Origin of the sequence: Cohnella sp., from assembly GCF_041640265.1 — a bacterium.
Taxonomy (GTDB): domain Bacteria; phylum Bacillota; class Bacilli; order Paenibacillales; family Paenibacillaceae; genus Cohnella.
Map to the genome: position 1 here is coordinate 1 of NZ_JBEQAP010000026.1, position 12,090 is coordinate 12,090.

At 47.6% G+C, this 12,090-nt stretch carries 11 protein-coding genes and 3 pseudogenes; 10 read left to right on the forward strand and 4 right to left on the reverse strand.

The annotated features are described in order from the left end of the window. Positions 1-185: 185 nt before the first annotated feature. From ACESLK_RS17925 to ACESLK_RS17935, 3 genes are all read right to left on the reverse strand, one after another. Complete coding sequence (locus ACESLK_RS17925) at positions 186-659, reverse strand: hypothetical protein (protein ID WP_326050465.1); 474 nt, start codon at positions 657-659, stop codon at positions 186-188. Positions 660-1,174: 515 nt separating this feature from the next. After that, entirely contained in the window at positions 1,175-1,351 is a 177-nt protein-coding gene (locus tag ACESLK_RS17930; protein WP_373231069.1) for a hypothetical protein, read from the reverse strand. Positions 1,352-1,568: 217 nt separating this feature from the next. Then, positions 1,569-1,772: a hypothetical protein gene (locus ACESLK_RS17935; protein ID WP_021624015.1), complete on the reverse strand. Its 204-nt coding sequence runs from the start codon at positions 1,770-1,772 to the stop codon at positions 1,569-1,571. A 231-nt stretch (positions 1,773-2,003) separates the two neighbouring features. Here ACESLK_RS17935 and ACESLK_RS17940 point away from each other — a divergent pair, with 231 nt between their 5' ends. The 7 genes and pseudogenes from ACESLK_RS17940 to ACESLK_RS17970 all read left to right on the forward strand — a co-directional run. Beyond that, positions 2,004-2,153 carry a hypothetical protein gene (locus ACESLK_RS17940; protein WP_373231070.1) on the forward strand — a complete coding sequence of 50 codons (150 nt, stop codon included), beginning with the start codon at positions 2,004-2,006 and terminating at the stop codon, positions 2,151-2,153. Between the two features lie 62 nt (positions 2,154-2,215). Next, entirely contained in the window at positions 2,216-2,512 is a 297-nt protein-coding gene (locus tag ACESLK_RS17945; protein WP_127610275.1) for a hypothetical protein, read from the forward strand. 808 nt (positions 2,513-3,320) lie between these two features. Then, the gene (locus ACESLK_RS17950) at positions 3,321-3,467 is read left to right on the forward strand and encodes an SHOCT domain-containing protein (protein ID WP_029197840.1); all 147 of its coding nucleotides are present in this window, start codon (positions 3,321-3,323) and stop codon (positions 3,465-3,467) included. A gap of 71 nt (positions 3,468-3,538) precedes the next feature. Continuing rightward, positions 3,539-5,287: a recombinase family protein gene (locus tag ACESLK_RS17955; protein WP_373231071.1), complete on the forward strand. Its 1,749-nt coding sequence runs from the start codon at positions 3,539-3,541 to the stop codon at positions 5,285-5,287. Between the two features lie 232 nt (positions 5,288-5,519). Continuing rightward, a complete protein-coding gene (locus ACESLK_RS17960; RefSeq protein ID WP_373231072.1) occupies positions 5,520-6,761 on the forward strand; it encodes a carbohydrate-binding domain-containing protein in 1,242 nt (413 codons plus the stop codon). 169 nt (positions 6,762-6,930) lie between these two features. Then, positions 6,931-7,083, forward strand: a pseudogene (locus tag ACESLK_RS17965) (ADP-ribosylglycohydrolase family protein); the annotation flags it as partial. Beyond that, positions 7,073-7,273, forward strand: a pseudogene (locus ACESLK_RS17970) (DNA alkylation repair protein); the annotation flags it as partial. The pseudogenes ACESLK_RS17965 and ACESLK_RS17970, both read left to right, overlap by 11 nt. A 76-nt stretch (positions 7,274-7,349) precedes the next feature. Here the strand turns inward: ACESLK_RS17970 and ACESLK_RS17975 are convergent. Further along, positions 7,350-8,138 carry a lipase family protein gene (locus ACESLK_RS17975; RefSeq protein ID WP_373231073.1) on the reverse strand — a complete coding sequence of 263 codons (789 nt, stop codon included), beginning with the start codon at positions 8,136-8,138 and terminating at the stop codon, positions 7,350-7,352. A 165-nt stretch (positions 8,139-8,303) separates the two neighbouring features. Here ACESLK_RS17975 and ACESLK_RS17980 point away from each other — a divergent pair, with 165 nt between their 5' ends. The 3 genes and pseudogenes from ACESLK_RS17980 (at position 8,304) to serS (ending at position 11,622) form a co-directional block, all read left to right on the forward strand. Next, positions 8,304-8,906 (forward strand): P-loop nucleotide/nucleoside kinase family protein, encoded by a 603-nt coding sequence (locus ACESLK_RS17980; RefSeq protein ID WP_373231124.1) that lies wholly within the window; start codon positions 8,304-8,306, stop codon positions 8,904-8,906. A 334-nt stretch (positions 8,907-9,240) separates the two neighbouring features. Next, positions 9,241-10,338 (forward strand): 3-phosphoserine/phosphohydroxythreonine transaminase, encoded by a 1,098-nt coding sequence (gene serC / locus ACESLK_RS17985; protein WP_373231074.1) that lies wholly within the window; start codon positions 9,241-9,243, stop codon positions 10,336-10,338. 2 nt (positions 10,339-10,340) lie between these two features. Continuing rightward, positions 10,341-11,622: pseudogene (serS, locus tag ACESLK_RS17990) on the forward strand (serine--tRNA ligase). Positions 11,623-12,090 lie beyond the last annotated feature (468 nt).

The following is a 12,090-nucleotide window of genomic DNA, read 5'->3' on the forward strand; positions in this document are numbered from 1 at the left end:
CCACCATTGTCGCGTAAATAGTACGTGAGTGCGCCAAATGTCAGTCATGTTGCGGCGTGCTTAGACAATCAATTGATAGGCTTGTTCGATTACATGATGAATCTGATTTTCGTCCACCGATGCCACCCCTTTCCGTTATCCGGATACCGATCATTTTTCATTCGATATGTGCCTGCTTTGCCTCTTTATATACGCGAGTTTCCATACAGTATATTCGACGTTACAAATACACCAACCGGCGGCAACGAAGTTGAAGGCGGTTGCGGTGGGACATAGCCGCTATACCCCGCCAAGTTTATATCAGTTGTCGCTACCCAGGTTCCATATTCGCCCGCTTGTAAAGAGGGGGGGAGCATCTGCAGACGTCCGGTGAGAACCAGATGCCGAAGTTGAATCTGGACATCGTCATAGATGGTTAAATGGCCGGAGTAGGAGGCGTAGGGGGAATGAAACATGATCTGCTGCGCGCTTTCATTCCAGCTTCCTTCAATTGAAATCGGCGTTCCGCGAAATTGGATGGTGCCTTGAATTTGCTGGTCCTGCAAAACACGCATCACTAGTTTGCCCCACACAACCGGTCTTCCGGCGACAGATGCATGAACTCCCCATATGGATAAGGGAGGTAAACTCTTTGTACTTGTTTGAGCCGCAATGGACATGATTTATCACTCCTCAAAGTTGGATCACGTCATTATATGCGTCCTCGGCAAAAATGCCAGTCACTGGCCATGAATTTTTTACAGATAGCCGAACCTGATCAAGTAAAAGAAGTGGACCCCTTATATTGGTTGGTTCTTAATGCAGACAGGTTTCGAACAGAATTGTTTCAACCCATCCCAGTTGCCCCAGATGCAATTTTTACATCGATTCGGTTGTCTTGGGGTAGAGATAGTCCGGTTTTCAACGCTTGTACTGAATGTTGGTGACATGCAGGTATCCGCCTTTCCAAATTTATGCAAACAGCATTTAAGTTGTCCAGAAACGAATCATCCTATTCCGCCAAGCAGTAATCCGCATCGTGAAAGTTCCGCTTGGATTCGATCCCATCTACCCTTGTCCCCTGCATACAAATATCAAAGACCGGAGCTGCCCATTTTGGGCAACAGCCGGCCTTTTGGTGGTCCTATTTCTCATGATAAGTTGTCTTCGAAAATTATACAATGAATTTTCCAACTTACGCACGGAGCAAGTCGGACATTTTGTTTAATCGGAATGCGGTTTGCAGCATTTCCTCGCTCTTCGCCGGTTGCCCCTCTGTCATGGCCGCCACCTCCTCGGGACAAAACGAAGTATGAATCGGTTCGTTTAAAAAAACTTCCGGCATTCTACCTATGGCTCGAATCGCAAACATTTTCCACGCACTGATTCTCCCAGTTGTTGCAGAAGTCCTCATATACTTGCTCTACTCCACAGTCGGATATCATGTGCCTGGCCAAAAAGTCATACCAGAACTGGTCGAAAGACAAGGGCATCCGGGTTCCATATTGGGAACGAAGGGTTAAATAACGGTCCCAGATTTTGATTCGGAATGCTGCCAATTCATCACATCGCTCCATGTCGGTTCGCCTTTAAGCGGCGCTGGTGCCGCTGGGTATTTCTGACGTTTTCGCTCTTTCTTCGGCCATCTTTTGAAATTGTTTCGCTCTTTCCAGATGAAAGGCACGCAATTGGTCTTGATACTGAGCCATTTTCACGTGCCAGTCGTACATTTGCCTGACATAAGCGGCGTGGTCATGCGTATACATGGGCATTTCCTGTTTGATAAACTGCATTCGAAACCATTCCTCCTTGGTAGGTGAGTTTTGATGAACTTACAACACCAGTCTATGGCAGATGCATAGAAGTGAACAACGGCATCCGCCCGGTTTCTGGTCATTTTTATCGGGTTGGTTGTCTATATGAGGCGGAAACACAGCCTTTTGGGGATACCGAAAAGCTCTGCTTTTCTTCAACTTAGTTATACCATTCTTTTTCATAAATGAGTCTAATTCACCTTCATAAACATGCATTCACCACTTATCTGCGATCCGCTTGAGACGCCTGCTACGAAGCCTCGGCGCTCTGCCGTGAAGCTGTTGATGTCTCAGGTACTCGGCGGTACCTGGCTACTGGATCAGTTTTGGAAGGAGTTTTTGGAGTTCGGCATCGATTAGGCCTTCATAAGCGCTTGGCGGACCGGGAATTCCGAAGTGACGGTAGAACGCGCCATTTTGCCATGGTGGCCAATCATGTGCTTGATCCCGGCAGCAAGCTGGCAGCCGAAGACTGGGTGGATCGTGAAGTTGTCATTCCACAACTGTCGTCCTTCGATGTGCAGCACGGCTATCGGGCGATGGACTTCCTGCTGGAATCCGACGAGCTTATTCAGCGTGAAGTGTTCCACAGCGTGGCCGGCCTGTTGGAAGTCGACTTGTCGCAAGTCGTCATCGGTTTCGCGGTCACCCGCGGCGAGTATTCCGATTCACTGCCGGGTATGGCCCGGCTTCAGGGAATCGTGGCATTACATTTGTAAGAAAAAGGAATCCATATGCAAATGCAAAATAAGTCTGCCCTTTACGCCATGGATTGGATACATAAATTGTTAAATTTAGCGGCATTAAGGAGATACTAAATTACAAATGATTTATGAATACGTCAATGGATGCGATAACATGCGATAACAAGTCGAATAGAAAATATAGCATACCATAAGGTTAAGCAGTAAACATTTCAAGATTGTATTGGAAGCTGCCAAAAAGCGTGAACAGGAATTTCTTGCACAGTCTTTTTATTTTACCAACTCCCTACCAACCTCCTCGTTTTCCATCCCGTAAAATATTTTTCTCGAAATCTTGCAACCGGAGTCCGATTTTATCCCGAAAACGTAGCGGATAGTAGAGGGATAAATGTCGCCCTCATCGCTCCTTAACAACCAAATACAATCTTATCCGGTACGTTCCCCGTATGGCCATGAAGGATAGCCACGTTGCAGGCGCGCCACGACCATTTTGTCGATTCTTGTTTTTGTATGCCTTGTTAGCAGAACCGATGGAATGCGAGCGATTTTGCCATGCAATCAATGAATGGCGGTACCATTTAAGGCGAAGACCCATGCGGAGGGATAATGATACTTCCGCCCAGCCATAGCTCATCGCAATGGGGGCGGCTTGCAGCGATCCTGGAAGAGGCTGACGCCTATGAGTACAGTTAACCACTGTCCGCTGGATAAGACTTTTAGGTATGCAACCAAAACAGAGGCGGAAACAGAGATGCGCATAAGTGAAATTTTTCGGGTGCGCATCTCTGCTTTTCAGCATGTCTGAATGATCGGGAGGTCGGGTATGAACTCAAAGCTGATCAGATATAGCATGCAAATTGCGATGATTAAACAGTTATTGAATCTCTCTTTAATCACTGAAAGTGAGTTCCATCAGATCAAGGGCAAAACCATGAGAGAGTACGGCATCATTTCGGACCTGACTTCATAATTTGCACATTTGTCGGTCCGCCCAACTCTTATTATACTGATGGCGAGTTAATAAGAATGGAGGATGAGGCTATGGCGCTTGAAGTGGAAGTGATTAAAGCTAGCCGAAAAATAGCTGATCGAAACGGCGGGAAATCGTCGGATGTTCTCCGTGTTGCCCCATATGCCCGAGTAAGCACCGACTCCGAGGAGCAGTTGAACAGCTACAAGTCGCAGGTCGCTTATTATACAGATCTCGTGAGCAAGCGCAGCGACTGGGTGTTGGTTGATATGTATGCGGACGAAGCGATTACCGGCACACAGGTGACGAAGCGCGAGGATTTCCAGCGCATGATTAACGACTGCATGGACGGAAAAATCGACATGGTCATCACGAAGTCCATCTCCCGTTTTGCCAGAAACACGCTCGATACGCTGAAGTACGTCCGTATGCTAAAGGATAAGGGCGTTGCTGTATTTTTTGAAGACGAGAATATCAATACGCTGACGATGGACGGCGAGTTGTTGCTTGTCATATTGAGTTCCGTAGCGCAGCAGGAAGTCGAAAATATCTCAGCTAACGTCAAAAAGGGCTTGAAGATGAAAATGAAGCGCGGCGAGTTGGTCGGCTTCCAAAGCTGCTTGGGGTACGATTACGATCCGAGCACGAAGAAGATTTCCATCAACCAGGAAGAAGCGGAGCTTGTTCGCTATATTTTTCAGCGCTACGTTGATGGCATGGGCGCATACGTTATTGCTAAGGAATTAACCGAGGCAGGACATAAGACCAAGTATGGAAGAATTGAATGGCAGGATACGAGCATTCTTGGTATCATCAAAAATGAGAAATACAAAGGCGACTTGCTACAGGGAAAGACCTTTACCCTCGATCCCATATCCAAGAGAAGACTTGAGAATTATGGCGAGGAAGATCAGTTTTATGTCAAAAATCACCACGAGCCGATCATCAGCGAAGAAGTCTTTGAGCGGGCGCAGGCTATCCTGCATAGAAGGGGCGAGAATCGCCGTCGCGGTATGAAAGGCAAACGTGACAAATACAGCAGGAAATTTGCATTCAGCAGCATGCTGGAATGTGCGTTTTGTAAAAGCAATTTCTCGCGGCGGAGCTGGCACAGCGGAACTCCACACGAAAAGTCAGTTTGGCAGTGCGTCACCTCTACCAAAAAGGGAAAGAAGCTCTGTCCTCACAGCAAAGGCTTGGATGAGAAAATAATTGAGGACGCCTTTGTGGAGTCGTACAAATTGGTATGCCGCAATCATACGGACATTATTGATGAGCTGATGAAAAGAATGGAAGATGTGTTCAGCGACCAGAATAGTCAAAGACGGCTGAATAAATTGATCACCGACATTCAGGCATTGGAGCAAAAACGCTGCAAGCTGATCGATCTGTGCTTGGATGAAAAAATCGACCGGGCAACTTACGAGCAGAAATATGCGGAGCTGGGCGCTTCGTTGTCGGGATTACTTGAAGAGAAGTCTCAGTTGGAGCAATCCGCACAAGAAGAAATCGATACGGGCAAGCGGCTGGAGCATTTTCGCAAGGTGCTTCGCACGAACGAGCTCTTGCCATCGTTTGATCGCAGCGTATTTGAAAGTATTGTTGATAAAATCATCATCGGCACGGACGCCGATCCAGAGCAACCTAATCCATACAAGCTGACCTTCGTATACAAAACCGGTTTTCATAACAGCGTTCAAGGCAAAACGTGCAGTCCATTTCAAAAAAAGTCGCTGAAAAATGAAGGGAGTGAATTGTGTCCCTATTCCAAGCACGACACATGTGGAGTGTGTTGTATCGATAGACAGGGAATAGCCTGATAGGAAGGGTTTTGAAGGTTATTAATTGAATATGAATTGTGTTTTATATTCCCTCAGACGGATAAGTTTGAGGGATTTTGTTTTTAGGGGCTGACTGTAATCGTGGAGGAGAACTTTAGGATTTGTTATTTAAGTTTGATTAAAGCTTTCTGTATTAGGATTGAAATAAGTCATGAAGCGATAATGCTTTCTGACAGATGATTGCAACTAATTATACGAGGAGTGTTCATTCATGAAAACCAAAAAGATGAAAAGCATAAGCGCCATTACTTTGGCCGCATTACTTACCGTATCTGCCGTGGGATGCTCTAAGGCACAGTTCGGCAGCGAGGTTGTTGCTGCAACCGCTCAAACAGCAAGTTCGACCGTGTCGCCAAGCGCAACGTCAGCAGCGGAAGCTTCCTCGGCGGAAACTTCCGTTCAAGACACATCGGAACGATTCAGTGATCGGGATTTAGAACAGTCGGCGGATCTAGCAACTGCAATACAATTGAATTTGGAAAGCAATCAAGATGTGACACTGAATAAGGAAGGCGTCTATGTCTTAAGCGGTGAGGTGGAAAATGTGACGGTTGTGGTTGACGCTGCCGAGGATGCAAAAGTTCAAATCGTTCTTGACGACGTCAGTATAACCAATGAAGATTCACCTGCCATTTATGTGAAAGCAGCGGATAAAGTATTCGTTACATCCACTGACAGTGAGAACCATATGGAGGTTTCAGGAAGCTATATAGCGGATGGGGATACTAATTTGGATGCAGTCATTTTCTCTAGAGCAGATATGACCCTGAATGGAACCGGAACCTTAGAAGTTGTATCGAATGAAGGTAATGGTATTTCTTCAAAGGATGATATCAAAATTACTGGAGGCGTGTATACCATCCATTCCTCTGCGGATGCTATAGAGGCCAATGATGCCATTCTTATCCATGATGGAACGGTTACAATAGATTCGGGTAAGGATGCCCTGCATAGTGAAAACGATGAGGATACTTCCCTTGGGTATATCTATATTGAAGGGGGCACATTAAATATCACGGCTGCCGATGATGCCATCCGCGCCAACAGCTTTGTTCAAATCGACGGCGGCACCATTAACATTGAGACTTCTGAAGAAGGCATCGAGGCAAACTATATCAAGATAAATGATGGTCAGATCACTTTGTACGCGAAGAATGATGGTGTAAATGCCGCACGAAAAGTCAATTCTGATGTGGCGATTGAAGTCAATGGCGGTACCATTGATGTAAGAATGGGCAGCGGCGATACGGACGCATTTGATTCAAACGGTAATATCTATATTAATGGAGGAACAATTACTGTAGAAGCAGCTTCCGCCTTTGACTCGGATGGTACAGCTCAATTAAATGGCGGCGATGTTACGGTGAATGGAGAAAAAATTACTCAGATTACCCCATCACGTGGAGGTGGAGGTCGAGGGGGGGCAGGCGGCGGTAGAGGCGTGGGTCAATAGTTTAGAAGTCGAGGAAAAAAACTCCGATGCTGCTTCAGTCGGCCGTTGCCCTTTACGCATAGTCATCATGCTATGAATCGCCTGAGGGATCCTCAATGAACACGATCCCTTGGGCCTTTTTTCTGTGAAGAAACACCGAATCATTTAAGCTGCATTAAAGCTTCGCCTTGAACAAGGCGCCCTATTTGCTGTTAACCTAGGTGACGATGCGGATACGATTGGCGCAGTTTATGGTCAAATTGCTGGTGCTTATTACGGCGTAGATGGGATTCCGGCAAAATGGCGCGATAAGTTGGCTATGAGAACATTACGCTATGAATAATTTTATTTACACAGTGGGGGTATCCTATTTGCCGTTCCATAATAAGGCGGTCGAGACTGCAAAGGCAGTAGGCCCAGTAGAAGTCAAACGGGACAAGACAAAAAGCAGTTTCCTTCTTGCTTCCGAAAATATTCAAAAGGTGGTAGATAAAGGGCAAGTTGGTTTCAAACGTAAACATGTAAGGTGTTAAATTACAAAGGTAATCATGGATGATGTGATATAAGGACGACACCGTTTTCTAGGAGTCGTCCTTTAACATAAGAAAATTATTTTCCAGTCGGACACACCCAACCCCAAATCGTATCCAACACCTTGCTCATGTTAGAGACGTTGTTTTCATCCTTACTTTCGTTGCAAAAATAACAAGGATGGCCGGCTACGATGGGCAAGCGGACTCGGTTACGTGGCGGTTTAAATAAGTTAAAGCCGCAGCGGCACACCAAATCCCCCCAACTGTTTTCCAATGCGTATACTCGATCCCGGAAGTTTTTTCGGATGGGTAATTGCGGAGATCCAACCATAATGATGTCGGTCACCGGATAACCGGCTTCCTCGAGCAATTGTCCTGCCTTGTACGATGCCACACCACCTCCACTGTGGCCGATGAGAACGATTTTTCCTCCACCTTCAGCATCGTAATCAGTGCGGATATCGCTGTATAAAGACCGGCCGCCACTTGTCTTTGCCGCTTTTTTTAGCATATCTGTAAACACAACGGCAGCTTGTCCGATAACGAACCGTTTATGTCGGGCCATCGGCACGTCATCAAGGTAACCGTAAGGATAAAATGTATTGACCCGTACGCGATTTATTCCTTCACTATGGCAACGGTGCTCTATATCTTGCATAGCGTCACGAAAATTTTCGTTTTTCCGAGAGATGCTGATTCCGGCTGCAAAATATACCGATAGGCTGGAACTGTCCGTCTGAGAAGCACTTGTGGTGCGGCAATCGGTATAAACCAATGAGATTCCACCTCCTTTTGCAAAACCGGCTGACAGCCGGAAACCAGAGTAATTTTTGTAGTATATCCGGGCGATGCCGTTTACTTTCATGTCGAACAAAAAAGCCGCGATTTTCGCGACCTTGAGGAATTTCGACCAATTCTGTTGAAGCAGTTAAGTTAGATAAGACGTTTCCCGGAGATTGTCCGGCGTAAGCGTCGTTTTTTTGCTATACTCAGTCTTGAATATAGTCTTGGAGGGATTCCGATGAGCGGCATGCGAAAGCTGATTTTCTTTGTCGGTGGAGCGGGTGCGGGGAAGACGACGCTGGCAAAAGCTCTCGCGAAGAGGCGCAGGGCAGCGTTGTTCGACATGGATACGTTGTCGCGGCCAGCATCTGAAGCGATTATGATCTTGTCCGGACTTGATCCGAGCGACCGCGATTCGCCCGTGTACAAATCGAATTGCCGCGACGTTGGGTACCGGCTGACGATGGATGCCGCGCTGGAAAATGTGGACATCGGAACGGATGCCGTAGTCGTCGGCCCTTTCACACGGGAGATTGCGGACTCCGCTTGGTTGGAATCGGAGCTCTCAAGAATCGGCGCGTCTGTGCAAGATGTGGATGTAAAGGTTGTCGTCGTGGGCCTGAAGGACCCGGATTTGTACCGTGCGCGCATTAGGGATCGGGGCTCCGTTCTGGACGCATGGAAACTGGATCATTGGGATGAGTTCAGGCGTTCCCTGACGGAGGTTCGGAAAGTGAAGTGGAGCCTTTCGGAGGATTGCATTCTTTATTTCGACAACTCGGGTCCGTCTTCTGCCGACAAAATCGCGCAATTGGAACGGTTTGCATACGGCAGCGGTAAAACCTTATAGCTCTGAAGGAAGTATTTTTAAAGGCGGAGATATATTCATGAGAATTGTCTCTTGACAACCACAATTGCAAGCTATAAAATCTTCAACAATTACACAATCGGATCATGCCTATGAAGAGAATCCAACTCGGAGGCGTTTTCGTCAAGAGCAGCCCGTATCGGGTTGTGTCCTAAGCTTACCGGCCCCGCCCGTTATCGCGGAACCAAGAGGATTGAATCGCGTTATGTCGCGGTTCGATCAAGTTGGGTGGCACCGCGAGCTGACGCTCCTCGTCCCAATTCGGACGAAGGGCGTTTTTTTGTTACCCAAAAACAGGAAGAGAGGTTGAGGAACAATGAATCGTGTCTACAATTTTAACCCAGGGCCGGCGGCATTGCCGCTTGAGGTGTTGGAGCAGGCGCAACAGGCATTCGTCGAGTATGGGCAAACAGGAATGTCGCTCATGGAAATGTCGCACCGAAGCCGAACGGTGGAGCAATTGATGGGGGAGACGGAGCAGCTTCTACTTGAGGTGATCGGGTTACCGTCAGGTTATCAGGTTCTGTTCATCGGGGGAGGGGCTAGCACTCAGTTTGCATTGGTGCCGCTTAATTTTCTCAAAAAGGGGAGGGTCGGGCAGTATGTATTGTCCGGGAGCTTTGCGGAAAAGGCTTATCAAGAAGCGCAAACGGTAGGCCAAACGGAGGTTCTCGCCAGCAGCAAGGCGGATAACTGGACCAAGCTTCCGGAAGTGAACCCTTTGACCGCCGGAATGAATACAGCCTACATTCACATAACGACCAACAACACAATCGAAGGCTCGCAGTTTCAGGAAATCCCCGATACCGGCCCGATACCGCTGATTGGTGATATGACGAGCGATATTTTGAGCCGGAGAATGGATTGGACGAAGTTCGCTATGTTCTACGCAGCCGCGCAAAAAAATCTGGGTCCCGCCGGCGTGACGGCCGTCGTTATTCGAAACGAATTACTGAAGGAAGGCAACGAGCATATTCCGACAATTTTCAAGTACGGTACCTATGCCCAGCATAAGTCGCTTTACAACACGCCGCCTGTACACGCCATCTATATGACGAAGCTCATGCTGGAATGGGTTATACGTCAAGGCGGTATCGCGGAACTGGAAAAGCGGAATGCGAAGAAAGCCGGGTTCCTCTATGAGGCCATCGATGACAGCGGCGGTTTTTACACAGGTATCGTGGATAAGCCATTCCGCTCCATGATGAATGTGACATGGCGAATGAAAGAAGAAGCATTGGAAAAGGCTTTTGTTCTGGAATCCCAGCGGAATGGATTCGAAGGTCTAGCCGGCCACCGCAGTGTGGGAGGAATGCGCGCTTCCGGTTACAACGCAGTCTCCATTGAGGCATGCCAGGCACTCGCCGATTTCATGAACGATTTTCGCAGAAGGCATGGGGAAGGGAGAGAATAGATATGCTGGATATTGCGTTTGTACGTGAACATCGGGAGCTTCTGCAGTATACGGCTGAGAAGAAGGAAATAACACTCTCCATTGCGAACCTGCTTGAACAAGACGAGTTGCGGAGGCGGTTGTTAAGGGACGTCGAGCGTTTGCGCCATGAGCGGAACCTATTATCCGAACAGATTGGCGAGCTTATCAAGCAAGGAAAGCATGACGAAGCGGAGCAAGTCAAAAGACAGGTCAGAGAAGCCAATGAAGCGTTGAGCGGGTTAGAGACCAGCCTGGCAGAGACGGAGAAGGTTTACCGGGAGCTGATGTTGCTCGTGCCGAATCCGGTTTCGACAGATACGCCGGACGGGAATTCGGATGCGGACAATGTGGAGATCAGAAGAGTGGGCGAGCTTCCGGCATTTGAATTTGTGCCATTGAATCATGTGGAGATCGGCGAACGTTTGGGCATTCTTGATCTGCAGCGCGGAGTGAAAATCGCGGGAACCCGCAATTACGTGCTCAAAGGAGTGGGATATCACCTTCACCGGGCCGTTCAGCCAGCTAGCTATGGATGTACTGGAGGGACGTAGTTTTACTCCGCTTGAGGTCCCCATGATGGTGCGTGGCGAAGCGCTTCTGAATACCGGCTTTTTCCCGACGGGTGAGGATCAGGTCTTCGCCGTCGCGGAGGAGGAAAAATATCTGATCGGCACTTCCGAGGTGAGCCTAGTGTCGTATTTCGGCAATGAAATCGTTGAACTGAAGGAGCCGATCCGCCTCGCAGCGGCAACCGCCTGTTTTCGGAGGGAAATCGGGTCGGCCGGACGTGATGTCCATGGGCTCTATCGGGTCCATCAATTTGCGAAAGTGGAGCAAGTTGTATTATGCGAAAATGATCCATCCCTGTCGGAGCAGCTCATGCAGGAAATGACCCGAAATGCCGAAGACATTTTGCAATTGCTGGAGTTGCCCTACCGGGTTGTTGCAGTATGTATCGGCGATATGTCGCAAAAAACACATAAGCAATATGACATCGAAACTTGGATGCCGAGCAGGCAATCGTACGGGGAGACGCACTCGTCCTCGAACTTGCTTGATTATCAGGCTCGTCGGGCAAATATTCGTTATCGGGATGCTCACGGAAGGATGCAGTATTGCCACACTCTTAACAATACCGCTATAGCAACGCCTAGGATATTGATCCCGTTGCTGGAAAATCACCAACAGGCAGATGGCTCGGTCTATATACCGAAGGCGCTGCGTCCTTATTTGAACGGAGCGGAGGAGATTCGGCCGCTATAGTGGAATTTGATTAGGAGCAATATTTGTCACAATAACGCGTTACGGAATCTAAAGTCGCTTGCGACCAAAGGCTCCGTAACGTTTTACGAATCACCCACAACCTGTCTAATCCTCTTGTGTGTCTGTAAATCTGTATGATTTTTCGAATAGAATAGTCGCGATAAGTGCTAAAGGGGAGATTCTATACGATTTTTCATATAGATTTAACGATTTTACCATTTAAGGGAAAAACCTATATGATTATTCATACAGAAAACGTACTTGTGATAAATTATTCAAATCCAGATACGGAATCAGCCAAGTATCAAGTTGACCACTTTGCTCCAATGTTACGATCGTTGTGATGCCCTTCTTGTATTTAAGGAAGGGATTTTTTGCTTTTGCAAGGTAAAAATAGTTACGGAAAATGACCCTAATCGCCTCGTTACAGTGTATAATTTATCCAATAATGTAACCACTTATCGAGCT